This is a genomic window from Marinobacter bryozoorum (genome assembly GCF_023156245.1).
GTDB classification, from domain to species: domain Bacteria; phylum Pseudomonadota; class Gammaproteobacteria; order Pseudomonadales; family Oleiphilaceae; genus Marinobacter; species Marinobacter bryozoorum.
On sequence record NZ_JAKZAH010000012.1, the window covers coordinates 32,467 to 57,366 of the forward strand.

Sequence of the window (24,900 nt, forward strand, 5' to 3'; positions counted from 1 at the left end):
GCATAGAAATGTGCACGTACGGTTCGGTGGGGGGGCAACGGCTAACCTCTTTGTGAGGCGCACGTGCCCTACCCAACGTGCGCCGTTTTGCTAAGTAAATCAAGCACTTACGGCATTCGTGCTACAAGTATAGGCTGTTGGTAGGCCTATTGCAAACCTGACTTATCCTCGCTCAGCAATGAGCTTGAACCTCGAAAGAGGGAGGGGAGTGCAGCATGTCAGGAAAAGGCGGGTGGCGGTGAAAGAGTCTAACTTGCGCCCGTCATTGCAAGTCCCATACGGTTAAGCCTGATTGGTTGAACCATAGTCCTTTGTGGGTTTCGGGATATCAATGACCTATGACTCTTGAGAGGTCATTTCACGTGTAGTCGGGGAGATCTTTAGAACACCCGGCTAACCAACCGCGTGACACGCGCTCGGTGAGAGTGTTAAGAGGACGTAAGTGGAACCTAAGTGGGACGCACCTTGACTACTTAGAAATGCGGGATTGCCTAAACAGGTCTCAACTATGGACCTGCACGGCAACGGAGACTTCGTAGTACCCAATGTTGACCTGTAATGGGTCTAGCAGTCAGTAACCAATCTGACCTGAAAGCTGGATATAAGTTTCTAGCAATAGCAATGAAAGTCCAACCGTAAGGGGGAAGGAAGTCAGACAAGAAAATGCCAATAGAGCGAGGTTCGATAGTCAGTGCTATCACAAAGAACACTCAATGCACTAAGTGGTATAGGCAACGCGAGTAAAAGTGGAGCCAAGGTAAGGAAGCTGCACAAGATCATGTGTAGCAACAGGGACCTGTGGACTCAAGCGTATGCGAACATTTACGCCAATAAAGGGGCTTTGACCCGAGGGGTAAATGGAAACACGCTGGATGGATTCGGGGAAGATCGGGTGACTCACCTAATCTACTTGATCCAGACCGGAGTTTACAAACCAAGTCCTTGCCGCAGAGTGGAGATACCGAAAGACCCGAGGAACCCAAAAGGCAAAACCAGACCTCTGGGGGTACCAAATGGTGAGGACAAACTCGTCCAAGAAGTAATGCGGATGTTGTTGGAGGAGATCTATGAACCGGTCTTCTCAGATTGGAGCTTTGGCTTTCGGCCAAACCGATCGTGTCATACCGCCCTCAATGAGATAAGGGATAGCTGGAAGGGGACCAAATGGGTCTGTGACGTAGACATCAAAGGGTATTTCGGCAATATCGACCATGATCGCTTGCTGCATTTTATGAGCAAACGTGTTGATGACCGAAAGTTTCTGAACCTGGTTCGGAGATTTCTAAAGGCCGGATACATGGAAGATTGGCGATACTACGGCACGCACAGCGGGACACCTCAAGGAGGGATTATCTCTCCAATTCTGGCCAACATTTACCTGCACGAACTCGATGAGTTCATGGTGAGTAAGGTCAAGGAGTTCAGCACGGGCAGCCGGAGAAGGCCCAACCCTGAATACCGAAAACTTCTGTGCAATCGGAGTAATCGGATAAAATGGCTCAAAGAGCGAAACGACATACCTGAAGAGAAGGCTGCTATATGGCGGCGTGAGATTCAGGAATGGGGGGAGAGACTCGGCAACATGAGCAGTGTGCTGATGGACGACCCCGGCTTCAAGCGTTTGAGGTATGTCAGATATGCGGACGACTTTTTGATTGGTGTCATTGGCACTAAGCAGGAGGCGAAAGCAATCATGGCAGACGTCACCCGCTTCGTGGAAACGGAGCTGAGACTGGAAATCTCGCAAGAGAAATCTGGTATCGTGGACCCAAAACAAGGACTTACCTTTCTAGGCTATTCCGTCGTCTGTCGGCGGGAAAGCAAGAGGGTGAAGTGCGTAGTCAGTCATAAGGCTGATGGAAGCAAGGTGCATGGAACTAAACGTACCATTACCGAGCACGTACATCTTGGGGTTCCTCGGGAAAAAGCGCAGAAGTTCGTGGAGCTTAAGGGCTACGGTCTCTATGACTCAGGAAAGGCGTTGGCCAAGAAGTCGCTCCTATTCCACAGCGACACCGAGATTGTTGGTCAGTACAACGCAGAGCTGAGAGGCTTTGCGAACTACTACAATCTCGCGCCGCAATTCTACCTGAATAAGGTGGAGTGGATATGGCAGAACAGTCTCTTCAAAACGCTTGCTGCAAAGCACAAGACGAGCAGGACCAAAATCGCCAGTCAACTCAAAAGAGGGGACGGCTCCTTTGTTCTCAAGGAGTGGCGAGGGGATAAAGTCTTCGAAACAACGGTGTTTAAGCTGAAAAACCGGGCTGCACCTCGGCCAGGTCAGGTGGATATCCTCCCCAACCCCTATAAATACTCGGGGCGAACGGAGCTACTTGACCGGTTGAATGCTAGTGTCTGTGAATACTGCACCCAACCCTCGGGTCGTCTGGAAGTGCACCATGTGCGCAAACTGAAGGACATCGCGAAGGGTACGGAGCCATGGAAAAGGCTCATGATGGCAAGACGCAGAAAGACCTTGGTCTTATGCTTTGACTGCCACCGTGATTTGCACAGGGGGACACTACCCGACCTACGCGCTTTCCGGAAAAAGCTTGTTGGAGAGCCGTATGCATAGAAATGTGCACGTACGGTTCGGTGGGGGGGCAACGGCTAACCTCTTTGTGAGGCGCACGTGCCCTACCCAACATCTGGCGACTTCTGCGCCGTTTAAATGACGGAATCAGGTATGCGTACATAAAGCCTCCATATCTGGGGGCTTTTTTGTAACCGAAACGCAAAAGCCTGTGAAATAATGCAGTAAGTCATATTTTTACAAGGGTTTCTTTAACTAGAATGTTTCCACGATCGAGACGATTCCTGACAATGACCAAGCAGGTTTGACGTGCCACTGGCTGACCGACTCCGAACATTTTTCAGCAATTCCGGAAAAAGGCAGCGGGTTTCCCTGGAAATCCGCCCCGACGGTATTGCCTGGAGCCTGGCGGGCAAGGCTCCGGCCATGGGGTTCGCCGAATGCACACCTGCCCGTCGCCAGTCAGTGCTCGAAAGCCTGGTTTCTGAGAACCATCTCGGCGGTGCTGACGCCACCATTGTGTTACCGATGGACCAGTACCAGGTATTCCAGCTGGAGCGCCCGGAGGGAGTAGACGATGCCGAGCTGGCCGACGCCCTGAAATGGAAACTCAAGGACTTCCTGGATTTCAGCCCCTCGGAGGCGGTCAGCGATGTATTTCCCTTCCCTGCCGATGCAGCCCGGGGGCGCGGAGACCTGGTCAACGTGGTTGCCGTGCGCCGCACCGTCATCAGCGAACTGGTAACCCTGGCCGATGACGCCGGGCTGAAACTGCAACAGATTGATATCGCCGAACTGGCCCTGCGCAACTTCCTGGGCCGCCTGGATGACACCGGTCGCGGAGCGACCCTGGTGCAGCTGAAAGAGCACTACGGCCACATGGTTATCGGTAAGGGGGGTACGCTCTACCTTTCCCGCCGGCTGGACGTGACCGCCCGCGAGCTGCGGGAAGCGAGCAGCCAGGAATCTGCCGTGCAGTCCCTGGCCCTGGAAATGCAGCGGTCGCTGGATTACTACGAGAGCCAGCTGGGCCAGGTGCCACCCCCGGTGATCAACCTGGTGGCCCGGGACAGCCTGTTGCCGCTGACCTCCATGCTGGGGTCCTGGCTGGCGGCTGGCACCCGCACCGTCGACTGGGACCAGTTCGGCCTGGACGCCGAGCCTGACAGCCGTTGCCTGGTGGCCTGGAGCTCCGCCCTGGGCCTGCCGGAGGTCACCGAATGATCCAGCAGGTCAACCTCTACAAGGCCGAGTTCCGGCCACAGCGACAGTGGCTGACGGCCGTCAACGGGCTGGTCGCTGCCCTGGTGGTGCTGGCCCTGGTGCTCGCCACCGGTGGCTGGTTCCGGTACCAGGCTGCCGGGCTGGAACAGTCCGTGGCCGGTGAGCGGGCAACCAATGACCGCCTGCGTCAGTCCATTGAAGCCCTGGCCGAGGACATACAGTCACGCCGCCCGGACCCGGAGCTGGAGAGTGCCATTACCCGTGTCACCGATACCCTGACCCGGCGGCAGCGGTTGCTTGGTCGGGTAGAGCGCCTGGCGAACAACCCGTCAGGCGGCTTCTCTGTGCCCATGACAGCCCTGGCCCGGCAAATACCCGACGGGCTCTGGCTGACCGGCCTGAACCTGCAGCGGGACAACGTGACCCTGATGGGCCGCACCAGCTCCGGTAACCTGGTGCCGGTATACCTGGAGCGCCTGGGGGAGGAGCCGGCGTTTACGGGGCAGGCCTTCAGTGGCTTCACGCTGGGTCGTTCCGATGACCACCCCTGGATTGAATTCCGGGTCGCCACCACCCGTGACGGGGAGGGCGAGCAATGAGCCGCTGGCAGCAATGGTACGATGAACGCCCGGTCAGGGAACGTGGCCTGATCCTGGTGACGCTGCTGGTGCTGATCCTGCTCGCCGGTTTCGAATTCTGGATTGCGCCGGAAATGGACCGGGCCGCGCGGGCCAGTACCGAGCTCCGGGACACCCGTGCCGAGCGCGATACCCTGCTGGCACAGCAGGCCGAACTCCAGCAGCAGCTCCGGGAAGACCCGTCGGCAGAACTGCAGCGCACACTGGAGGCAAGGCAGCGTCGCCTGGAACGTATAGACCAACAAATAGCCGACACCACCGGGCAGCTGATTCCACCCCGTGACATGGTGGTCATGCTCCAGGACATGCTCGCCACCGAGCAGTCGCTGACCCTTGAGAGTGTTGAGCTGCTGGCGCCACAGCCAATTTATGGCGAAGCCGCGCCCGCCGACGATGACCAGGAAGCGACCCGTGAGCCGCTGCTGTATGCCCATGAGGTGGACATCACGGTCGGTGGCGGTTACCTCGACGTGCTGGCCTACCTTGAACGGCTCGAAGCGCTGGATGAGCGGCTCGGCTGGGTGATGGTGGACTATGATGCGGGTCAATGGCCCGATGGCACCGCCCGCATCCGGGTTCGCACCCTGAGCCTTGAGCCGGCCTGGCTGGGAGTCTGATATGGCACGTTGGCTGATAGCGTTGGTAATTATGGTGGCCGGGCAGCAGGCCATGGCCCTGGAAGACCCGACCCGACCCCAGGGGCAACAGAGCGCCCCGGTGGAGGCAGCTCAGCAGCGCGCCTTCGGGCTGGGCTCCATAGTTTATGGCCCCGGGCGGCGGGTCGCGATTATTGACGGTGTGCCAAGGAGAGAAGGCGAAACATTCGACGGGGTGCGCCTGCGGCGTATCCACCCAGGCCGGATTGAACTGGTGGTGAACGGACAGGTGCAGCAAGTGCACCTGGCAGCGCCGCCGGCCATCCGGACCTCCCGATAAGCGGTGAACGAGTGGTTATGACACTGACAAGAAACTTTACCCTGGCGTTGCTGGCCCTGAGCCTGGCCGCCTGCGCAAACAACCCGCTTATGCGAACGGGGCAGGCGACGTCCACCGACTCGGCACAGGCCATCGACGAGGCCATGGCGGAAGCCGGGGAGCAGGGAAAGGCCACGCAGCCCGAAGCCCGCTCGCCAACCCTGCCGGCGGATGTTACGGCAGCGCTGCTGCCGCCCCTTGAGCAGGAACCGGACTCTGACGAGCGCTTTGACCTGAATGCACGGGATGTGGATGCCCGGGCCTTCTTCGAGGCCCTGGTGGAGGGCACCGCCTACAACGTCGTGGTGCATCCCGGGGTTGACGCCACCATCAGTTTCCGGCTTAACGACGTCACCGTGCCCGAGGTTATGGAGATCGCCCGGGACGTCTACGGCCTGTCCATCCAGCGGCGCGGCCGCCTTTACCAGGTCGACACCGACCGGGTACAGACCCGGCTGTTCCCGATCAATTACCTGCATTTCAAACGCAGCGGTGGCTCTGAAACCCGGGTAAGCTCCGGCCAGGTCAGCAGCAGCCGGAGCAACGACCGCAGCAGCCAGGGCAGCACTGGCAGTGACGATGACGGCAGCACCCGGAACGTCATTGGCACACGCATTTCCACCAGCACAGAGTCGGATTTCTGGCGCGACCTGCAGCAGGCCCTGGCCATGATGGTGGGCAATGAAGGTGGGCACCAGGTGATTACCAACCCCGGCGCCGGCCTGGTCATGGTCAAGGCCAATGGGGAAACCCTGCGCCAGGTGCAGGATTACCTTGAACGCACAGAACTGATCATCCAGCGCCAGGTCGTGCTGGAAGCCAAGATCCTGGAAGTTGCCCTCAATGAAGGTTACCAGCAGGGCATTAACTGGTCGGACCTGCAGACCAACTCCGGGGGCGACCCGGTACTGCTGCAGCAGCTGGTGGGCCAGACCATACGCAGCGGCGATATCGGCGGGCTGTTCTCGGCCACCATCACCGAGGGCGATTTCACCGCGGTCATCGAACTGCTGGGGCAGCAGGGCAACGTGCAAATCCTGTCCAGCCCGCGGGTGTCCACCATCAATAACCAGAAAGCGGTGATCAAGGTGGGGACCGACGAGTTCTTCGTGACCGATATTGATTTCGACGACAACAACACCGCCACCACGGCAACCGATCGCACCTCCACCTCCGTGGAACTGACCCCGTTCTTCTCGGGTATCTCCCTGGATGTCACCCCGCAGATTGCCGAAAACGGCGCGGTGACCCTGCACGTCCACCCGTCCGTCAGCGAAGTCAATGACCAGGAGAAGGTGATCACGGTAGGTGAGCGTGACGTGACCCTGCCCCTGGCCCGCAGCACCGTCCGCGAGACCGACAGTGTTATCCGGGCCGACAGCGGGCAGATCGTGGTGATCGGTGGCCTGATGCAGAACACCAGCGAAGACAACAACGCCAATGTGCCGTTTTTCAGTGAGCTTCCCTGGGTTGGCGAGCTCTTCAAGCAACGCAACTTCCAGGCCCGCAAGAGCGAGCTGGTCATCCTGCTGCGCCCGGTGGTTGTCGGTGCAGAAACCATGAATGCTGACATAGCTGCCAGCCGCGAACGCATGCAGGTACTGCGTGAGCTGCTGCAGTCCCCGGAGTCTGTCACGCCCGAGCCGGAGGGCGGCCCCCGCTGATATGTACGAAGCCCACTTCGGACTGCAGGAAGCACCGTTTGCATTGACGCCCAACACCCGCTACTTCCTGCGGGCCCCCAGCCATGGGGATGCCCTGGAGTTGCTGGTCATCGCCCTGCGTGAACGGGAAGGCTTTATCAAGATCACCGGCGAGGTAGGCACCGGCAAGACCCTGCTGTGCCGGCTGCTGCTGAATGAGCTGGAAGGTGCGGCCCATACTGCCTACCTGCCGAATCCGCACCTGCCGCCGGAGGCGCTGTATGAAGCCGTGGCAGAAGAGCTGGGCGTCGAAGTGCCCCCCGGGGCCAATACCCACCAGGTACTCAAGGCCCTGAACCAGAAGCTGATCGCCCTGGCCATGGACAAGACCCCGGCCATCCTGGTGATCGACGAAGCCCAGGCCATGCCCGAGGCCACCATCGAGGCCCTGCGCCTGCTGACCAACCTGGAAACCGAGAGCACCCGGCTGCTCCAGGTAGTGCTGTTTGGCCAGCCGGAGCTGGACCAGTTACTGAGTCGCGACAGTCTGCGCCAGCTCAAACAGCGCATTACCTTCCACTACCAGCTGGCCCCGCTGGACCGGGACTCGGTCGCCCATTACCTGCGCCATCGCCTGTCGCTGGCCGGCTACAACGGCGCCGACCTGTTTCGCCCCGGTGCCCTGAAGATCATTACCCGGGCCTCTGGTGGTATTCCCCGACTGGTTAATGTATTGGCCCACAAGTCGCTTTTGGCGGCCTGGGGCCAGGGTGACCGGCAAGTGGAACGGCGACATGCCCTCAGTGCCGTCAATGACACCGAGAGCGTCCGCTCCCCCGGCCTGCTGGCGAGGTGGTTATGAGCCTGCTCAACGATGCGCTCAAGGCCGCCGAGCAACGCCAGGGCAAGCCGGCGCCGACCGCCTATGTGGGCGGTGGCACGGCCACCCGGTCCACCCGGCGAGGCCCCGCCGTACTGTTGTTTGTACTGTGCCTGCTACTGATCCTTGCTACCGTAGCCTGGTTCTGGCCCTGGCCCATGGTGTCCGATGGTAACGAGCCAGCTGCGGTTGTTGGTGAACCGGCCCCGGTGCCAGCCCAGCGGGAAGTTGCAGAGCCTCAGCCGGAGGCACCGCAGCCTTTGGCCGCGGACAGCGAGCCCGCGCGGCCCTCGGCCCAGGACAATCCGGTAGTCGCCAGTGGCAATGCCACGAACCCAGCCGCAACCATGGCCGAACCCGATGTGGTTTCTGCCCCCGATACGATAGCACCACCACAGCAAGAGAAAACGATCGCGACCGCGCCTGCCGAGCCCCGCTCGCCAGAAAGCAGGCAACCAGAAGCAGAAGAAAAACCAGCAGAAGCGCCAGCAGCCGAAGCATCGCCAGCGCAGCCGGTCGCAGCCAGCGACATCAAGCAGGGGCGCCAGAGCCCGGAGCAAAGAGACCGGCAGCTGGCAAAGCGCATCAAGGCCCAACTGGCCCGGGGCGACACCATCGCCGCCGAGCAAACCCTGCGGGAAATCACCGCAAGCCAGGCTGCGCCGGCCAGCCGCTACACCTTCGCCAGGAGCATCCTCGCCCGTGGTGAGGTGGACCAGGCGCTGAACTGGGTACCGGCCGACCTGGCCGCCCGCCATCCGGAGCTACGCCTGGTCCGTGCCCGTGCACAGCTCGCCGGTGGCGACCTGGACCAGGCGGTTACCACACTGCAGCAGCAGGTTCCGCCGGTAGCGGACCAGGTGGAATACCGGGTCACCCTGGCAACGCTGTTACAACAGCAGGGGCACAGCGACCAGGCGGCCAACCACTGGGCAGAGCTGATCGCCTGGGACAGTGGTCGCGCCCCCTGGTGGGTCGGGCTGGCCATCGCGCTAGAAGGCCGGGGCGACACCACCGGAGCCGCCCGCGCCTATCAACAGGCAGCGGCACTGCCAGGGCTGGCGCCGTCGCTGGCGGACTACGTGCGGCAACGTCTACAGTCACTGGGAGCGGGGTAAGCCATGGCCGAACCGAAACGCAAAATCCGCATCGGTGACCTGCTGGTCCAGAACGAAGTCATCACCGAGCAACAGCTGCAAACCGCCCTTAAGGAACAGAAAAACACCGGGCGCAAGCTGGGTCGTACCCTCATAGACCTGGGTTATGTCGACGAAGACAGCCTGCTGGATATCCTGTCCCGGCAGCTGGACGTACCCTTCGTCCAGCTGCGCAATTACCAGTTCGACCAAAACCTGGTCAAAAAGCTGCCGGAGGCCATGGCCCGGCGCTTCCGCTCCATCGTGCTGGCGGAACAGCAGGGCGAACTGCTGGTGGGCATGGCCGACCCGCTGGACATCTTCGCCTACGACGAACTGGTGCGGGTACTCAAGCAGCCCGTCAAGCAGGCGGTAGTGCGGGAAAGTGAACTGCTCAGCACCCTCGACCTGGTCTACCGGCGCACCGAGGAAATCGCCTCCCTGGCGGAAGAGCTGGAAGACGAACTGGGCGACGACGCCTTTGACCTGGCCGACCTGTCCGCCGAGTCCGAGAGCGAAGAGGCCCCGGTGGTCAAGCTGCTCAAGACCCTGTTCGAAGACGCGGTACAGGCCCGCAGCTCTGATATCCATATCGAGCCGGATGAGACCGTGGTACGCATTCGCCAGCGGGTGGACGGTGTGCTGCAGGAACAGGTGATGAAAGAGAAGCGGGTCAACGCCGCCCTGGTCCTGCGCCTGAAGCTGATGGCCGGCCTCAATATTTCCGAGAAGCGCCTGCCCCAGGACGGCCGCTTCAACGTGCGGGTGAAGGGCCGCAGCATCGACGTGCGGGTATCCACCATGCCGGTGCAGTATGGCGAGTCCGTGGTCATGCGACTGCTGGACCAGTCCGGCGGCACGCTGGACCTGGAGTCCACCGGCATGCCGGATAACCTGCTGCAGAACTTCCGCCGCATGATCCACAAGCCCCACGGCATGATCCTGGTTACAGGCCCCACGGGTAGCGGCAAGACCACCACCCTGTATGGCGCACTCACCGAGCTCAACCGCCCGGAAGTGAAGATCATCACCGCCGAGGATCCGGTGGAATACCGCCTGCCCCGGATTACCCAGGTGCAGGTGAACCCCCGCATCGGGCTGCAGTTTGCCAACGTATTGCGGGCCGCCCTGCGCCAGGACCCGGATATCATCCTGGTGGGTGAGATGCGGGACCATGAAACCGTGGAAATCGGCCTGCGCGCCGCCATGACCGGCCACCTTGTGCTGTCCACCCTGCACACCAACGACTCCATCTCCAGCGCCATGCGCCTGATTGATATGGGCGCCGAACCCTTCCTGGTGGCCAGCTCCCTGATTGGCATCGTCGCCCAGCGGCTGGTGCGCAAGGTGTGTGACAACTGCCGGCAGTCCTACGAACCCACCCAGCAGGAGCGGGTCTGGCTGAAAAGCTTCGACCTGGATCCCCTGGACCTGGAAGCAGGCTTTGTCCACGGCAAGGGCTGCTACCAGTGCAGCAACACCGGCTACAAGGGTCGTATCGGCGTCTACGAGATGCTGGAAATGGACGAGCCCATGCTCGACGCCCTGCGCCGCCGTGACGTCTCCGGCTTTACTCGCGCGGCCCGGCAAAGCAGCCTGTACCGGCCCCTGGGAGCCTGTGCCATGGACTACGCCCTGCGCGGTATCACCAGCCTGGCGGAAGTCGCCCGGGTGGCGGCCACCTCCGAAGCCGATATGTCCCTGGACGCCACTGACCTGGAGCAGGCCGCTGACGACGCCGTCGCAGAAGCCGCCGCCGGAGCGGAGGACAACTGATGCAGTTCAGTTACCGGGGCAAGGACAGCAAGGGCATATTGCAGCGGGGCAGCCTGGCCGCCACCAACGCGGATGCCGCTGCCAGCGAACTGCTGCGACAGGGCATCACGCCACTGGCCATTGAAGAGCAGCAGCAAACTGTCTCCCTCAGTGACCGCTTTGAGCGAATCCCCCTGTTCCGCCGCAAGGTCACCCTGGACGAGAAAATCGTCTTCTGCCGGCAGATGTACGCCCTGACCAAGGCAGGCATCCCCCTGATCCGCACCATGCGAGGTCTGGCAGAAACCACCCGCTCGAAGGAGCTGGGCGAAGTACTGGAAGACGTCACCGACCGGCTGGAGTCCGGGGCCAACATGGCCACCGCCTTCCAGGCCCATCCCGGGGTATTTTCCGACCTGTTCGTGGCCATGATCCACGTCGGGGAGAACACCGGTATGCTGGACGACGCCTTCAAGCGCCTGTCCGAGATCCTGGAACTGGAGCGGGACACCAAGCGCCGGCTCAAGCAGGCCATGCGTTACCCCATGTTCGTGGTCGTCGCCCTGTTTGCCGCACTGATGGTGGTGAACTTCCTGGTCATACCGAAATTCTCCGCGGTTTTCGACAAGCTCGGCGCAGACCTTCCGTTCCTGACCCAGGTGCTGGTGGGTACCTCGAACTTCCTGATCAATTACTGGTACGTGATGTTGTTTGCCGTGGCTATCACGATCGTATTGCTGCGCCAGTGGGTACAAACCGACCAGGGCCGCCTGACCTGGGACCGCTACAAACTGAAAATCCCCATCATCGGACCGCTGCTGGAGCTGATTACCCTGAGCCGCTTTTCCAGGAACTTCGCCAGTATGCTGTCCGCCGGCATGCCGGTTACCCACGCTTTATCGGTAGTCTCCGACGCCACCGACAACGCCTGGATTGCACAGCATATCCGGGAAATGCGCCACGGCATCGAGCGCGGCGAAAGCCTGCTCAGAACCGCCCGTAACAGCGGCATGTTCACCCCGCTGATCCTGCAGATGATCGCTGTGGGGGAAGAAACCGGTTCCGTCGACGACATGCTCAACAACGTCGCGGACTTCTACGACGAAGACGTGGACTTCGGCCTCAAGCGACTGGCGGAATCCATCGAACCGATCCTGATTGTAGCCATGGGCATACTGGTCCTGATCCTGGCCCTGGGCGTATTCCTGCCCATCTGGGACCTGGGCGCAGCCGCCATGGGGCGGGGGTGAGGCTTGGCCGCACCGCAGGGCCGCATCACGGCAGACAGTCGCCGGCGGTTCCGGGGGCTGGTGGCGTTCAGCGTACTGGGTATTGCGGCCTGGTTTTTGCTGGATGCCGTAGAGCAAACGCAATACCGGGCCGAGCAGCAAATGGCCCGGCTGATGCTCAACCAGGTGCGCAGCGCACTGGTGGTGCGGGGTGCGGAGGCCATGCTGGCACGCCAGGGGTCGCTGAAAGAGCTTGAAGGCCTGAATCCGTTACCCTTGCTGGACGTGGGTGAAGGTCAAAGTTTTGACAACGAATGTGAAACGTCAGCCACCGACAAGCGGGGCTGGTGCTTCAACCAGGACAGGGGATGGCTGGTCTACCGGCCCGGCCAGCCACTGACCCTGGAAGGCCGCCAGAGGGAACAGGGCGAGCCGTTTATCTGGCAGGTGCAGGTGAACTACGCCGGAACTGTCAAACAAGGCAAAAACAACAAGAAACGGGCAACCGGTCTCAAACTGACCGAGATTGATGCCCATCAAGTAAGCGAAACTCAGTAGAGTTCAGTAAAGTCAGTGTATGAGACAATTATTTAAATGTCGCAATAAACGGGGAACGACAGAATGAACAGCAAGCAAAAACAGAAGGGGTTCACCCTCATCGAACTGGTGGTGGTCATCGCCATCCTGGCCATCCTGGCAGCCTTCGCTCTGCCGCGGTTTGCGCAGCTTTCGGAGCAGGCGCACCGGTCCAGTATTCAGGGCACTGCTGGCGCCTTGAGTGCTGGTGTTGCCTTGGTTAAGGCCCAGTGGGTGACCAATGGTTCAACAGCAGCGGTAGCGTCAGTAGAGGGGTTTGGTGATTTTGCAGATGGGACGGGCGTCGCAGCTACAGATGACGGGTGGCCGGATCCTACCCAAGGTGATGGTTGCACTGCTTTATGGGACAAATTGCTCCAGTCAAATGCCCCATCCGTTGCTCCCGCAGCGAATGCCGACGATTCTGCTGACTACTGGGCAACCGCAGATGGTACCGAATGCGAATATGAGTACCAGCTGGATGGTGAAGGAAGCACGATTACTTATGATTCGGCTGATGGCTCTGTAACCACCAACATCAATTAAACCCACGACAATCTTTATGAATATGATGAGTAGGAGTAGCACCATGCAAAATATGATTCCGAACAGAAAGGAAAAAGGCTTCACCCTGATCGAACTGGTCATGGTGATCGTGATTCTGGGCATCCTGGCGGCGTTTGCGTTGCCGCGGTTTGCGGATTTTGGGACTGATGCACGTGTGGCCTCTATTAGTGGGGCCGCGGGCTCTGTTAAATCAGCCTCGGCAATTGCACACAGCCGGTGGATCGCAGATGGAAGCGTCGCGAGCCAGAATGTTGATTTGGATGGCACTACGGTAACGATGTCAGCGACGGGCTACCCCACAGCTGATGACGCTGGCATCGGTGAGGCTGCACAGTTAGACATTGCGGACTATACCATTACTCCAGGCAGTGGCTCTGCGACCATTACGATTAAAGGATTTACCGCCGATCCAGCGAACGAGTGCCAGTTTAGCTATGATCCTTCTGATGGCTCAGTAAGCGGCTTAGAAACAGACGGTTGCTGATCAAATTAAGACTTGATCACTGAGTGATAAGTACTTGGAGCGGCCTTTGGGAGAAAATATGGCCATTCAGGCTCGATCAGGGGTTGATGGCTTTACCTTGATTGAACTGGTAACCGTCATTGTTCTGGTTGGTGCATTATCCTTACTTGGAATAGGCCTCTTCGCAAGAGAGTCCTCCTTTTCACCCCTGCTGGCCGCCCAGCAACTGGAGTCCGCCACGCTGCTTGCTCAACAAGCAGCGTTGGCGGGAAATCCTGATCGATTCCTGAGCATTGATCAGGATGCGCCAGAAGACCTCTTTATCTTTCGGGTCCACGATAACGATCCGAACACGAATACAGTCAGTGAATTCTCTCTGCGCCGTGGAGGCGCAACCGTAACCATAACAGTTAATGGCACCCCGATACCGCTTCCGGCCGCTATTGAGTTCAATAAAATGGGTGCGCCTGCGCCTTCTGTAGACAGAACTATTGATATTTCTGGTGACAGCAGTATTCGTCTATGTCTGAACAGGCTAGGGGCTCTGTATCGGGTCAGCACCAGCGAGAGTTGCCAATGAACTTCCGCTCTGGCCAGCATAGAGGCGCCACCCTGGTGGAATTGGTCATGACCATCGTCATAATCAGCATCGCCATTTCCGGCGTAGTGGGTGCCTTTTCGTTGATTGCTGCTCGCAGCGCCGATCCCCTCAACCAGACCCGCGCGATTGCCCTGTCACAGCTTTACTTCGATGAAATCCTGTCCCGCAAGTATGAGCAAAATACTCCGGACGGTGGTGTGCCCAGGGAAGAAGGGTGTTCCATAGGCCCTGAAATTGGTGAATCGGATCGGGAAGACTTCAATGATGTGGACGACTACGACGGGTTGGATGAATCCCCGCCGTTGGATGCCGATGGCAACCCGGTCGATCCGGCCTACCAGAACTTCCGTGTGCAGGTGGCGGTGGCCTGTGCGGGCGATAATGTCGGTCTTCCTGCCGATGATGCCAAGCGCATCACTATTACTGTCACTGACCCCTCGGATAACGAGTATGTCTTCGCCGGCTACCGGGGGAACTTCTGATGCGCAGGGCGCGTGGATTTACGCTGGTGGAACTGGTGATGGTTATTGTGCTGTTGTCCATCGTCGCCACCATTTCAGTGCAGTTCGTGGCCATGTCTACCCGTGGTGCCCTGGAGCTGAGTGCGCGGCAGAAGCGGGCGCTGCAGGGCGTCGTGGTCAGCGAACAACTGAGCCGGGATTTGCGCTCGGCCTTCGCGTTTTCGGTGCGTGCCAACGGTAACTGTATTGAATGGCTGCCGATCGCGGGCGCGACCTTATACCGAAGTCTTACCCGTCCACCGGACCAGGACGACATCGACATCGTACCTGTAGCTACTCTGTCACCGGTGGTCTCGCCCCTGAGGGCCATTGTTTATGGTTACGGTACCGGACAGAGTGCGCTATATGGCTCGTCAGATCCGGGCCCCGTATCCCCACCTGTGGATGGCAGCTTTGGTGCTGGCGATGACACCGTGCCACTGACCGCTGGGCACCGCTTCGCACAGCGCTCACCAGAGCGTCGCCTGTACCTGATTGGTCAACCGGTCAGCGTGTGCCAGCAGGGCGACCGCCTGATTCGTTACGAGGACTATGGCCGAAACCTATCCCAGCCGGCGCCACCAGTCGGCGGGGATTCCGCAGTGCTCGCGGCAAACCTGGAGCTCAGCTCAGCAAACTTTACAGTGGAACAGGCCACGTTTCAGCGGGCGGCCGTGGTCAAGTTTTCCTTTACCCTGGAAGACGGTGACGGCGGCACAGGCGAAACCACCACGTTCAGCCAGGAGGTCCAGATCCGCAATGCGCCCTGATCGATTCCTCCAGAAGCAGCAAGGCGCCGGCTTGCCGGTGGCTCTGTTCATCATTACCGTACTCGCCCTGCTGGTGGTTGCCATGGCGCAGCTCCAGCAGCGCAGCGGTGACGCTCTGGATTTACAGATTCTGTCCCAGAGAGCCTTTATGGCAGCGGAAAGCGGGGCGCAGGTTGCTGTCACCGATGTGCTTCATGAGGGCCGCAGTTGCGACGCAACCTGGGAGATAACCTATTCAGGCCCAGGTCTCACTGGCTGCCGGGCAGTGCTGAGTTGTGGAACCACGGATGTATCCGATGTAGGGGGAGGTGGGGGAAATACGCTCTATCAATTTGTTAGTACCGGTATTTGTGGAGGTGGAGCGGAGCAGGCAAGTCGGAAAGTTGAGGTGCGAGTGCGATGAAAGGCTGTAGTCTTCTATTAAAACGGTTAGCCGGTGTGGTTACCTTGCTCGCGCTCTCGACAACCATAGGCCAGGCAGGGGAGTTGGTTCTGGGAGATCCAGGATCAGGTATCTTTACCGTCCCCGTCGGAGTAGAAGAGATAACCGTTGAAGTGTGGGGCGCAGGCGGCAGCGGCCGCGGCGGTGCACGTGGCGGAGGCGGCGGAGGTGCCTACGCCCGGGGCACCTTCACGGTTTCGCCGGGCGCCACTCTCGATTATTACGTGGGCGCGGGGGCTGAGCCAGATAGTGTTCTTGCCGGGGAGTCCAGTTGGTTTCGTTCACCCAGTGATCTGCTCGCCTCGGGAGGACGAAGCGCTGCCAGTATGAATGGACGTCAGGGGGCTCCAGGCGGATCGACCGGTTTATACACCGGGGGCGCCGGCGCTGAGGGCGTGGATTATTGGTGGGTATCCCGCGGTGGGGGCGGAGGTTCGTCTGCCGGAAGCCAGCAAAACGGCACGTCGGCCTTTGACCGCGATGGCGCCATCGCGCCTTTTGACGGTGGTAATGGCGGGGATGCGGGAACAACCCTGCTCTGGTTTTTTGGAAGTAACGGGGGCCCGGGTTCCCAGCCAGGTGGCGGCGGTGGTGGCGGACGAGATGGCGGGCTCGGCGGTCGGGGCGCTGACGGCCAGATCAGATTTACGTGGACGCCAGATGAGGATGAAGGCGGCGGTATCGGGTGCGACGCTTCTTTTCCGGATGGAATCTCAAGCTACAACGGTGGTCAAATCCATTTTGGCTACAATGCCCAGCTTATAGGCAGCCCGGATGGCCAGCTGGAGGCCGGCACCTTGACAAAGAACGGCGGCTCAAACCTTGGTACATGCGGTGGTGCCGACTGTACTGCCAACAATGGATCTGCCCAGCCCCTGAAACTTCCGCCCTTCCCGGATATCAATGCTCCCGGCGGCACAAATCTTTATCTTGGATACCAGGAAGCGCGAACCGTTGGCGCTAACGGCAACCGGTTCTCGTCGATCGGCACCAACACCGAAGCGCAACTCACCTTTTCAGCCAATCAGGACACTTACTATATCGGTGCCTTGAATCTGGGCTATAACACGACCGTATTCCTTCATCCCGGCGACTACTACCTGGGCAGCATTTCAATCAACTCGGAAGTAGACGTTCAGGTGCTGGGTTCAGGTACGGCGAGGTTGTTTGTTAATGGCGATGTTAACCTGGGCTCTCCTTCCTACTTTAACTCTCCGGGTATCGATCAGGCGGGTAACGTATCGCAACTGCTTGTGGCCTCTTACGGCAACGTTTCGCTCAATAATAATGCCACCCTCAGTGGTGCCGTATTCGCCATGGGGAATATTACTCTGGGGTCCGCATCCTACGTGTATGGTGGGGCAACAGCAGCGAATATTACTCTGGACACGAATTCCAGGCTCTACTTCCAAAGTCAGGGTATGGCCAATGTGGACTTTGGCGGAGTCTGCGAAGGGTCAGAGGGTGAAACCTATGACCATCTACGAATCGTGCACCCAGACATCGGCCTGACCTGCCGGGCATCGCAAGTGTCCATCCTGGCCTGTGCTGACGCCGCATGTAATACCTTGTACACAGACCCGGTAGACGTGGTGATGGGCCCGGCAGGCTGGGCGCCCTCAGCGGCTTTTTCAATCGTGGGGGGGGCGGCTACCCGCGCCTTCCAGAGATCATCAGAGGGCAGCGTAACGCTCGATGTCCTTGACGCTTATCCACTCCCGGAAAACAACAGGGTGTGCGCGTCAGCAGGCGGCACCAGCAGTTGCGAGATCGAGTTCCTGGATACGGCCTTCTTCCTCAACCTGCCGGAGCTTCGTGCTGGTGTGGAGGACACGTTCACCATGGCGGCACTTGAGAAAGACACGCAATCTGGCCAGTGCGTAGCCCTGTTTGAAGGACAAACCGTCAATGTCGGATTTCACTCAAACTACCTTATCCCGGACGAATCGAATCTGTCGGCCACTCCTCGGGTCGTGCTCAATAACGTTGAAATTCACAACGACGAGTCCACCTGGACACAGGTTCCCGTCAGCTTTAACGCCAACGGCGAAGCCACGCCTACGATCCGGTATGACGACGCTGGGGAACTTGGATTATCCGCGCTCTATGAGCAGGCCGGACAGCCTGACGGTGGCGAACTCACAATTGAAACCATCGCGGGTACCAACGTATTTACCTCCACCCCGTTCGGGTTCTGCCTGGAGGCAACGTCGCAGAACTGGTCGTGCACGGAGCCATTTTCTGAATGCTCCGTGTTGGCTGCTGCTGGCGATCCCTTTGACCTTCGGGTGGCCGCGGTGGCCAGTGAGCCCGGCGGGAATGACAATCTCTGCGTCGACAATTCCATCACACAAAATTTCCGGGCAACGCTTGATATTGACCACTCCCTGATAGCGCCATCAGTGTCGGAAGATGAACAGGATGAGGCAAAGGGTGACCTGGGAGTGAGCGAGGTAACTTTCACCCAGGGCGATGCGGGCGAGGTGACGTTATCGCAGACGGTTAGCGAAGTGGGTGTCTTCGATTTCGGGATTCCGGCAGGCCAGGAGTACCTGACGGACAGAACCCTGCCGGGTGCCGAACTGGAAGCTGATGAGGGTGAATACGTCGGGCGCCTGACCCCTGCGCGCTTCGAGGTGGTTCAGACCACTGCCGACCATGGCACATTGCAGGCCGGCTGCGCTGTCACAGATGCCGACGATATCCACTTTGTTGACCAGCCAATGTTCTGGGAGCTGCCGCCGTCGTTTGAAATCAACGCGCTTAACCGCCAGGGAGGCCTCACCAGGAACTACACCCGGGGAGGCTTCCGTAAACTGGATGCGCCCGATGTTGAGAGGGTATTCCCCTCTGAAGATGAGGTTCCGCCTTTAAGTCCCCCGACCAACACGATCAAAGCCGCCTTTGACGACAGAGACGGATCGTTGGATATAGACAACGAAGGAAGCCCCGGTGTCATGGTTTATAACTTCTCTGCAGACGATGCGATCTGGTACGAAAAGGTGCCCGAGAGCAGGGTGCCCCCCTTCTTCCCAACGCTTGACTTCGAGCTGACCTCAGTTAAAGACAGCGATGGTGTCGAGGACCCATCATTACCCTACTCGTTTACCGCCGGGCTGGCGGAAGACCCTGAAACTGGGAGTGAATTCCAGGTCCGCTATGGCCGGTTGGCGGTGGACAATGTCTATGGCCCGGAAAACCTGGAAGAGTTGCTGATGCCGGTGCGCCTGGAAGAATGGAGCGGCAGTAGCTGGCAGGCCCGTGACGCTGGAACCTGTTTGCCCGCGGATCTGATGAAAATAGCCGACGCAGAGGAAACCACCGCCAACCACCACACCCTCGATACTTCGGCCCTGCAGCCAGGCTCCGGGCCAGGGGAATACGATTTACGGTTGGTACCGGATGGCTCCCAGGGCACAGATACCGTCCATTGGTCACTGTCATCCGGCGCGGACCTGGGCAGTGGCGACGTACCTGGCAAGCATGACTGGCTGATGGACTTCTGGGGCCGCGACCCGAACCCTGATGAGCGGCAAAGCCCGGAAGGCATTGCCACCTTCGGCGTCTACCGCGGCCACGACCGCATCATCTACTGGCGCGAAGTGACCGACTAGCCCGGGGCCACGGGAGAGCAGTGGACAAGCTCAATGCTCCTCCACCTCCGGATGGTCCATCCCCAGCTCATTGATCTTCCGGGTCAGGGTATTACGCCCCCAGCCCAGCAGGATCGATGCATCCCGCCGGCGGCCGCCGGTGTGCTTGAGGGCGGTTTCGATCATGATTTTCTCGAATTCCGGTACCGCCGTGTCCAGGATGCCCTTCTTGCCCCGGCGCAGTTCGGTCTCCGCCCAGTTGCGCAGGCCTTCCTGCCAGGTCGCGCCGGTGGCCGGGGTGTCGGCCTGCTGCACCAGTTCCGGGGGCAGGTCATCAATGTGAACCTCCCGCCCGCTGGCCATCACCGTCAGCCAGCGGCAGGTGTTCTCCAGCTGGCGGACGTTGCCGGGCCAGGGCAGGGTGGTGAGGTATTCCTCGGCTTCCGGGCGCAGCAGCTTGGGCTCCACAGACAGCTCTTCCGCTGCCCGTTTGAGGAAGTGCTGCATCAACCGCGGGATATCTTCCCGGCGCTCGGCCAGCTTGGGCAGGTGCACGCGGATCACGTTCAGGCGGTGAAACAGGTCTTCCCGAAAGCTGCCTGCCTCCACCAGTTTTTCCAGGTCCTGGTGAGTGGCGGCGATGATACGCACATCCACCTTGATGGGGGTGGTGCCGCCCACCCGGTAAAACTCCCCGTCGGCCAGCACCCGCAACAACCGGGTCTGGGTGTCGGCGGGCATATCGCCAATCTCATCCAGGAACAGGGTGCCGCCGTTGGCCTGTTCAAAACGGCCCTGGCGGCCAGCACTGGCACCGGTGAAGGCACCCTTCTCGTGGCCAAACAGCTCCGACTCGATCAGGTCCTTGGGAATGGCGGCCATGTTCAGGGCAATAAACGGATGACTGGCCCGGGGGCTGTGATTGTGAAGGGCCTGGGCCACCAGCTCCTTGCCGGTACCGCTCTCACCGTTGATCAGAACGGTGATGTTGGAATGGGACAGCCGGCCTATGGCCCGGAAAACTTCCTGCATGGCCGGGGCTTCGCCGATGATCTCCGCGTTACGGTGAGGCGACTCGGTGCTGGGCTCTGAGGTGGCGCGGCGCTCGTGGCTGTGGGCGACCGCCCGCTTGGCCAGCGCCACGGCGTCATCCACATCGAAGGGCTTGGGCAGGTACTCGAAGGCACCGCTCTGGTAACTGGTAACCGCGCTCTCCAGGTCCGAGTGGGCGGTCATGATAATCACCGGAACGTCCGGGTGCTGCTCGACGATCCGGGTGAGCAGGGCGATGCCGTCAATGCCGGGCATACGGATATCGCTGATGATGGCGTCCGGCTCTTCGTGTTCCAGGCGCAACATTACATTGTCGCCGTTCTCGAATACCCGGGGCGCCATCCCGGCCTGGGTCAGGGCGCGTTCCAGCACCCAGCGAATGCTGCGGTCATCATCGATAATCCAGACGTTTGCCGGTTGACTCATCATGGGGTCTCCTCCAGCGGCAGAAAGATAATAAAGTCGGTCTCGCCGGGCTCGCTCTCACACTCCACCAGCCCGCGGTGCTGCCCGATGATGCTCTGGGTAATGGACAGCCCCAGACCGGTGCCGTTCGCCCGGCCGCTGATCATGGGGTAGAAAATGTTCTGCAACAGGTCCGGGGGTATCCCGGGCCCGTTATCGATAATGTCCACACGGCACACCAGTCGGTGACGCTTCTGGCCGATGGTGAACTGGCGCAGTACCCGTGTGCGGAAGGTAATCGTGGGTGGCTCGTCGCTGCAGGGACCGTCCCGGTATTCGAAGGCCGCTTCCATGGCATTGCGGGCAATATTGAGGAACGCCTGAATCAGCTGTTCCTTGTCACCGGGGAACTCCGGCACGCTCACATCGTAGTCGCGGCGGAAACTGAGCCGGCCCCGGCTTTCCGCCTCCAGCAGGGTGCGCACCCGCTCAAGCACCTCGTGGATATTGGTGGGTGCCAGCCGCAGCGCCCGGTTCGGTCCCAGCATCCGGTCCACCAGGCTGCGCAGGCGATCTGCCTCGTCGATAATCACCTGGGTGTATTCTTTCTGGCCGGCATCCGACAACTCCCGGTCCAGCAGCTGTGCCGCACCGCGGATACCCCCCAGTGGGTTCTTGATCTCGTGGGCCATGCCCCGTACCAGGATGCGGGTGGCCTCTTGCTGGGTCAGCAGGTCTTCTTCCCGGCTGATGCGCAGCAAACGGTCCCGGGGCTGGATCTCCAGCAGCAACCGGTCGGGGCCTGCACCAAAAGGGGTCACAGAATAGTCCACGGTCAGCCGGTTACCGGCGGCCATCAGGAACTCGGCTTCACGGCGGGTGTAGGTTTGCCCGGTCCTTACCGCGGTTTGCAGGGTGTCCAGGGACTGGTCTGTTTCCAGCAGCAAACCCGCCAGGCGGAACCCTCGCACCCGCGAGAGACTGGTTTCCAGCATGCTTTCAGCGGCAGGGTTCAGGTAGTCAATCCGCAGCTTGCCGTCCACCACAATCACTGCGGTGGTCAGGTTATCAAGAATGCTTTTGTAGTCCGTAACCGCTGCCATGGAACTCCCTCGTTTGCTGCCCTGCACGCCCGTGGCGCGGGGCTTGTGGCATCCGTCCTGCAATGGATTGAAACGTGTAAATGCGGTGCCTACAGGTAGACTGCAAAAACCGATCCAGAATTTTGATGCCACCCAGGTTTGTTGTCGGTGAGTGCGCCATATACGGGCAAAGACGCTCAGGGCAGGGGGTCGAACCGGTGCGGCCTGGGTGTATTCATTTCCTGGCCACAGGCGGCGCGCCCCGTCCCGGATCAGAGTATGGACTCTAAATGGTGCGATCGCACTAAAATGGTGCATTCTCCGTTGATGGGGGCGCTGGAGAGCGGAGAGAGGGCGACAGAAGGGGGAGAGCGAAGGACAAGCCGGGCAGGTGACCCGGCGACAAGCGCGTCAGTTGTTGACGGAGGGGCGATGGATGGTAAAGCGGATGGGCTCGCCGGTAAAAACCCGCTCGCCATCGGCATTGATCACATTCACCCCGGCCTTATGGGTGCCCCGGAAAACGTTATTCACCATTACCGTACCGGAGGTCGTCTGGCCAACCGGCTGGCCATCCAGGGTGATCTCGAAGCGGTGGCCCCGTTGCAGGGCCGGGTCGCTGGCCACCTGGAACTGCACGTTGCCGCTACCGCTGTGAAAGGCCTCATCGTCGTTGGGCGCGAGGAAGGTCACCGAGTCATAGGCGTCCTGGTCGCCAATTTCGCCATCGTCCTCACTGATCTGCTTCCTCACCGTTGCCGGCTTGGGCATGGTAATGGTGGTCACCGGCTTGACGTCCAACCGCTCAGCCTTGCCCTGGGGATCATCAGTGAAGGTAACATTGCCGTCCTTGTCCACCTGGCGGTAGACCTCCGCCTGGGCGGGCAGGGAAAGAAACGCCGATGCAACGGCGGCGATCAGGAGCTGTGCTTTCATATCCGGGACCTTTCTGTGGACCATGGCGGGATTATCGGCAGTGCCGCTGTGCAATGCAATGGAGCATCCGTCGGGTTCGTTTACGGTGAGGTAAAAATCACAAAAAAGCCCCGCACGGGGCGGGGCTTTCAGGCGCTGCGCTACCGACGGTCGCGGTAGCAGCCAAGGCTGTTAGCAGGAGTAGTACAGCTCGAACTCCACCGGGTGGGTGGTCATGTTCAGCTTTTCCACTTCGCCACGCTTCAGGTCAATGTAGCCGGCAATCATGTCCTCAGTGAACACGCCGCCACGAGTCAGGAACTCGTGATCGTCTGCCAGGCAGTCCAGGGCTTCCTGGAAGGTCTCGGCCACGGTGGGAATCTCCAGGGCCTCTTCCTTCGGCAGGTCGTACAGGTCCTTGTCCATGGCATCGCCAGGGTGGATCTTGTTCTGGATGCCGTCCAGGCCGGCCATCATCAGGGCTGCGAAGGCCAGGTACGGGTTGGCGGACGCATCCGGGAAGCGCACCTCGATACGACGGGCCTTCGGGCTGCTCACGTACGGAATCCGGATAGATGCGGAACGGTTACGGGCCGAGTAGGCCAGCATCACCGGCGCCTCAAAGCCCGGCACCAGGCGCTTGTAGCTGTTGGTGGAGCTGTTGGTGAAGGCGTTGATGGCCTTGGCGTGCTTGATGATACCGCCGATGTAATACAGGGCCATTTCGCTCAGGCCGGCATAGCCGTCACCGGCGAACAGGTTCTTGCCGTCCTTGTTCAGGGACATGTGTACGTGCATGCCGGAACCGTTATCACCAACCACCGGCTTGGGCATAAAGGTAGCGGTCTTACCGTAGGCGTGGGCCACGTTGTGCACGCAGTATTTCAGGACCTGTACTTCGTCTGCCTTGCGGGTCAGGGTGTTGGCACCAACGCCGATTTCACACTGGCCGGCGGTGCCCACTTCGTGGTGATGCACCTCGATGACCAGGCCCATGGACTCCATGGCGGCGCACATGGCACCACGCAGGTCGTGCAGGCTGTCAACCGGGGGCACCGGGAAATAACCGCCTTTGACGCCCGGACGGTGGCCAATGTTGTTGCGCTCGAAGTCGTCGCCGGATACCCAGGCGGCTTCCTCCGAGTACAGCTCGTACATGGCGCCTTTCATGTCCACGCTCCACTTGGCGGAGTCGAACACAAAGAACTCGGGCTCGGGGCCGAACAGGGCGCCCTCAGCGATGCCGGTAGACTTCAGGTATTCCTCGGCACGCTTGGCAACGGAGCGGGGATCGCGCTCGTAACCCTGCATGGTGGAGGGCTCCACGATGTCACAGGTGATGTTGACCGTGGTTTCCTCGGTGAACGGGTCCAGCACGGAGGTTTCGTCGTCCGGCATCAGGATCATGTCGGATTCGTTGATGCCCTTCCAGCCGGCAATTGAGGAGCCATCGAACATCTTGCCCTCGGTGAAGAAATCCTCGTCGACCTCGCTGGCCGGCAGCGTCACATGCTGCTCTTTACCGCGGCTGTCAGTGAATCGCATGTCGACCCATTTGACTTCGTGTTCCTTGATCAGATCAATCGTCTTGGACATTGTGCTTACTCCGTAAGTTAACCCGTGCTGCGGGTGATTTTCGGGATTCGATCGTTAAGACTGCAAGGCGCTTGCCACATTTTGGTTAACGCGCCAGAACAGCGCAACCACGGCCTTTTTCGGGCATTTCGCCGCTCTCATGCGGGGCGGGCCCGACCAGCAAGCCGACGAAGCGCACCAATTCGGTGCATAAAAGTGCTTCTCTGGGCCTTTGTGGTGCAGCTACTATGCGCCTCGTTCATCAGGGCATGCCCCACGCCTGTGCCCTATAAACCCGCTGCAAAAGGCCATTCTGGCATAAAATCCCCGAAAGCGTCATAA

General features: G+C 60.0%; 22 protein-coding genes. 18 read left to right on the top strand and 4 right to left on the bottom strand.

Annotation, left to right across the window (positions count from 1 at the left end):
* Nucleotides 1–892: 892 nt before the first annotated feature.
* The 18 genes from MLC59_RS08850 (at nucleotide 893) to MLC59_RS19920 (ending at nucleotide 19,549) form a co-directional block, all read left to right on the top strand.
* The gene (locus tag MLC59_RS08850; RefSeq protein ID WP_248233484.1) at nucleotides 893–2,578 is read left to right on the top strand and encodes a reverse transcriptase domain-containing protein; all 1,686 of its coding nucleotides are present in this window, start codon (nucleotides 893–895) and stop codon (nucleotides 2,576–2,578) included.
* Nucleotides 2,579–2,845: 267 nt separating this feature from the next.
* The gene (locus MLC59_RS08855; protein ID WP_248233486.1) at nucleotides 2,846–3,760 is read left to right on the top strand and encodes a biogenesis protein MshI; all 915 of its coding nucleotides are present in this window, start codon (nucleotides 2,846–2,848) and stop codon (nucleotides 3,758–3,760) included.
* The gene (locus tag MLC59_RS08860) at nucleotides 3,757–4,359 is read left to right on the top strand and encodes a PilN domain-containing protein (RefSeq protein ID WP_248233487.1); all 603 of its coding nucleotides are present in this window, start codon (nucleotides 3,757–3,759) and stop codon (nucleotides 4,357–4,359) included. Before MLC59_RS08855 ends, MLC59_RS08860 begins: the two co-directional genes overlap by 4 nt.
* On the top strand, nucleotides 4,356–5,015 hold the full coding sequence (locus tag MLC59_RS08865; RefSeq protein ID WP_248233489.1) for an MSHA biogenesis protein MshJ: 660 nt from the start codon (nucleotides 4,356–4,358) through the stop codon (nucleotides 5,013–5,015). Before MLC59_RS08860 ends, MLC59_RS08865 begins: the two co-directional genes overlap by 4 nt.
* A gap of 1 nt (nucleotide 5,016) precedes the next feature.
* Nucleotides 5,017–5,334 (top strand): general secretion pathway protein GspB, encoded by a 318-nt coding sequence (locus MLC59_RS08870; RefSeq protein WP_248233491.1) that lies wholly within the window; start codon nucleotides 5,017–5,019, stop codon nucleotides 5,332–5,334.
* Between the two features lie 17 nt (nucleotides 5,335–5,351).
* Complete coding sequence (mshL, locus tag MLC59_RS08875) at nucleotides 5,352–7,037, top strand: pilus (MSHA type) biogenesis protein MshL (protein WP_248233493.1); 1,686 nt, start codon at nucleotides 5,352–5,354, stop codon at nucleotides 7,035–7,037.
* A gap of 1 nt (nucleotide 7,038) precedes the next feature.
* Nucleotides 7,039–7,878 carry an ExeA family protein gene (locus MLC59_RS08880; protein ID WP_248233495.1) on the top strand — a complete coding sequence of 280 codons (840 nt, stop codon included), beginning with the start codon at nucleotides 7,039–7,041 and terminating at the stop codon, nucleotides 7,876–7,878.
* Complete coding sequence (locus MLC59_RS08885) at nucleotides 7,875–9,014, top strand: tetratricopeptide repeat protein (protein WP_248233498.1); 1,140 nt, start codon at nucleotides 7,875–7,877, stop codon at nucleotides 9,012–9,014. Before MLC59_RS08880 ends, MLC59_RS08885 begins: the two co-directional genes overlap by 4 nt.
* A 3-nt stretch (nucleotides 9,015–9,017) precedes the next feature.
* The gene (locus MLC59_RS08890) at nucleotides 9,018–10,808 is read left to right on the top strand and encodes a GspE/PulE family protein (protein ID WP_248233501.1); all 1,791 of its coding nucleotides are present in this window, start codon (nucleotides 9,018–9,020) and stop codon (nucleotides 10,806–10,808) included.
* Nucleotides 10,808–12,037: a type II secretion system F family protein gene (locus tag MLC59_RS08895; RefSeq protein ID WP_248233502.1), complete on the top strand. Its 1,230-nt coding sequence runs from the start codon at nucleotides 10,808–10,810 to the stop codon at nucleotides 12,035–12,037. The genes MLC59_RS08890 and MLC59_RS08895 overlap by 1 nt, the downstream gene beginning before the upstream one ends.
* A 3-nt stretch (nucleotides 12,038–12,040) precedes the next feature.
* Nucleotides 12,041–12,574, top strand: a complete 534-nt coding sequence (locus tag MLC59_RS08900) for a hypothetical protein (protein ID WP_248233505.1) — start codon at nucleotides 12,041–12,043, stop codon at nucleotides 12,572–12,574.
* A gap of 63 nt (nucleotides 12,575–12,637) precedes the next feature.
* Nucleotides 12,638–13,138, top strand: coding sequence for a prepilin-type N-terminal cleavage/methylation domain-containing protein (locus MLC59_RS08905; RefSeq protein ID WP_248233507.1), 501 nt, complete (start codon nucleotides 12,638–12,640; stop codon nucleotides 13,136–13,138).
* 43 nt (nucleotides 13,139–13,181) lie between these two features.
* A complete protein-coding gene (locus tag MLC59_RS08910; protein WP_248233509.1) occupies nucleotides 13,182–13,643 on the top strand; it encodes a type II secretion system protein in 462 nt (153 codons plus the stop codon).
* A 58-nt stretch (nucleotides 13,644–13,701) separates the two neighbouring features.
* Complete coding sequence (locus MLC59_RS08915; RefSeq protein ID WP_248233511.1) at nucleotides 13,702–14,202, top strand: GspH/FimT family protein; 501 nt, start codon at nucleotides 13,702–13,704, stop codon at nucleotides 14,200–14,202.
* Nucleotides 14,203–14,249: 47 nt separating this feature from the next.
* A complete protein-coding gene (locus MLC59_RS08920) occupies nucleotides 14,250–14,705 on the top strand; it encodes a type II secretion system protein (protein WP_248233512.1) in 456 nt (151 codons plus the stop codon).
* Nucleotides 14,705–15,493 carry a PulJ/GspJ family protein gene (locus tag MLC59_RS08925; protein WP_248233514.1) on the top strand — a complete coding sequence of 263 codons (789 nt, stop codon included), beginning with the start codon at nucleotides 14,705–14,707 and terminating at the stop codon, nucleotides 15,491–15,493. Before MLC59_RS08920 ends, MLC59_RS08925 begins: the two co-directional genes overlap by 1 nt.
* On the top strand, nucleotides 15,483–15,896 hold the full coding sequence (locus MLC59_RS08930; protein ID WP_248233516.1) for a pilus assembly PilX family protein: 414 nt from the start codon (nucleotides 15,483–15,485) through the stop codon (nucleotides 15,894–15,896). The genes MLC59_RS08925 and MLC59_RS08930 overlap by 11 nt, the downstream gene beginning before the upstream one ends.
* Nucleotides 15,893–19,549 (top strand): DUF6701 domain-containing protein, encoded by a 3,657-nt coding sequence (locus MLC59_RS19920; protein ID WP_486629861.1) that lies wholly within the window; start codon nucleotides 15,893–15,895, stop codon nucleotides 19,547–19,549. The genes MLC59_RS08930 and MLC59_RS19920 overlap by 4 nt, the downstream gene beginning before the upstream one ends.
* A 30-nt stretch (nucleotides 19,550–19,579) precedes the next feature.
* On the opposite strand, the gene ntrC is transcribed toward MLC59_RS19920, so the two are convergent.
* The 4 genes from ntrC to glnA form a co-directional block, all read right to left on the bottom strand.
* Complete coding sequence (gene ntrC, locus MLC59_RS08940; RefSeq protein WP_248233581.1) at nucleotides 19,580–21,007, bottom strand: nitrogen regulation protein NR(I); 1,428 nt, start codon at nucleotides 21,005–21,007, stop codon at nucleotides 19,580–19,582.
* A complete protein-coding gene (gene glnL / locus MLC59_RS08945) occupies nucleotides 21,007–22,089 on the bottom strand; it encodes a nitrogen regulation protein NR(II) (RefSeq protein ID WP_248233518.1) in 1,083 nt (360 codons plus the stop codon). The genes ntrC and glnL overlap by 1 nt, the downstream gene beginning before the upstream one ends.
* 390 nt (nucleotides 22,090–22,479) lie before the next feature.
* The gene (locus tag MLC59_RS08950) at nucleotides 22,480–23,004 is read right to left on the bottom strand and encodes a DUF4124 domain-containing protein (RefSeq protein ID WP_248233521.1); all 525 of its coding nucleotides are present in this window, start codon (nucleotides 23,002–23,004) and stop codon (nucleotides 22,480–22,482) included.
* Nucleotides 23,005–23,175: 171 nt separating this feature from the next.
* Complete coding sequence (glnA, locus tag MLC59_RS08955) at nucleotides 23,176–24,579, bottom strand: glutamate--ammonia ligase (RefSeq protein ID WP_248233522.1); 1,404 nt, start codon at nucleotides 24,577–24,579, stop codon at nucleotides 23,176–23,178.
* Between the last annotated feature and the right edge of the window lie 321 nt (nucleotides 24,580–24,900).

What these genes read in the sequence shown, in the direction of transcription:
- MLC59_RS08860 (WP_248233487.1), top strand. Translation starts at nt 3,757, where the DNA reads ATGATCCAGCAGGTCAACCTCTACAAGGCCGAGTTCCGGCCACAGCGA.
- MLC59_RS08865 (WP_248233489.1), top strand. Translation starts at nt 4,356, where the DNA reads ATGAGCCGCTGGCAGCAATGGTACGATGAACGCCCGGTCAGGGAACGT.
- MLC59_RS08870 (WP_248233491.1), top strand. Translation starts at nt 5,017, where the DNA reads ATGGCACGTTGGCTGATAGCGTTGGTAATTATGGTGGCCGGGCAGCAG.
- mshL (WP_248233493.1), top strand. Translation starts at nt 5,352, where the DNA reads ATGACACTGACAAGAAACTTTACCCTGGCGTTGCTGGCCCTGAGCCTG.
- MLC59_RS08880 (WP_248233495.1), top strand. Translation starts at nt 7,039, where the DNA reads ATGTACGAAGCCCACTTCGGACTGCAGGAAGCACCGTTTGCATTGACG.
- MLC59_RS08885 (WP_248233498.1), top strand. Translation starts at nt 7,875, where the DNA reads ATGAGCCTGCTCAACGATGCGCTCAAGGCCGCCGAGCAACGCCAGGGC.
- MLC59_RS08890 (WP_248233501.1), top strand. Translation starts at nt 9,018, where the DNA reads ATGGCCGAACCGAAACGCAAAATCCGCATCGGTGACCTGCTGGTCCAG.
- MLC59_RS08895 (WP_248233502.1), top strand. Translation starts at nt 10,808, where the DNA reads ATGCAGTTCAGTTACCGGGGCAAGGACAGCAAGGGCATATTGCAGCGG.
- MLC59_RS08905 (WP_248233507.1), top strand. Translation starts at nt 12,638, where the DNA reads ATGAACAGCAAGCAAAAACAGAAGGGGTTCACCCTCATCGAACTGGTG.
- MLC59_RS08910 (WP_248233509.1), top strand. Translation starts at nt 13,182, where the DNA reads ATGCAAAATATGATTCCGAACAGAAAGGAAAAAGGCTTCACCCTGATC.
- MLC59_RS08915 (WP_248233511.1), top strand. Translation starts at nt 13,702, where the DNA reads ATGGCCATTCAGGCTCGATCAGGGGTTGATGGCTTTACCTTGATTGAA.
- MLC59_RS08920 (WP_248233512.1), top strand. Translation starts at nt 14,250, where the DNA reads ATGACCATCGTCATAATCAGCATCGCCATTTCCGGCGTAGTGGGTGCC.
- MLC59_RS08925 (WP_248233514.1), top strand. Translation starts at nt 14,705, where the DNA reads ATGCGCAGGGCGCGTGGATTTACGCTGGTGGAACTGGTGATGGTTATT.
- MLC59_RS08930 (WP_248233516.1), top strand. Translation starts at nt 15,483, where the DNA reads ATGCGCCCTGATCGATTCCTCCAGAAGCAGCAAGGCGCCGGCTTGCCG.
- MLC59_RS19920 (WP_486629861.1), top strand. Translation starts at nt 15,893, where the DNA reads ATGAAAGGCTGTAGTCTTCTATTAAAACGGTTAGCCGGTGTGGTTACC.
- ntrC (WP_248233581.1), bottom strand. Translation starts at nt 21,007, where the DNA reads ATGAGTCAACCGGCAAACGTCTGGATTATCGATGATGACCGCAGCATT.
- glnL (WP_248233518.1), bottom strand. Translation starts at nt 22,089, where the DNA reads ATGGCAGCGGTTACGGACTACAAAAGCATTCTTGATAACCTGACCACC.
- MLC59_RS08950 (WP_248233521.1), bottom strand. Translation starts at nt 23,004, where the DNA reads ATGAAAGCACAGCTCCTGATCGCCGCCGTTGCATCGGCGTTTCTTTCC.
- glnA (WP_248233522.1), bottom strand. Translation starts at nt 24,579, where the DNA reads ATGTCCAAGACGATTGATCTGATCAAGGAACACGAAGTCAAATGGGTC.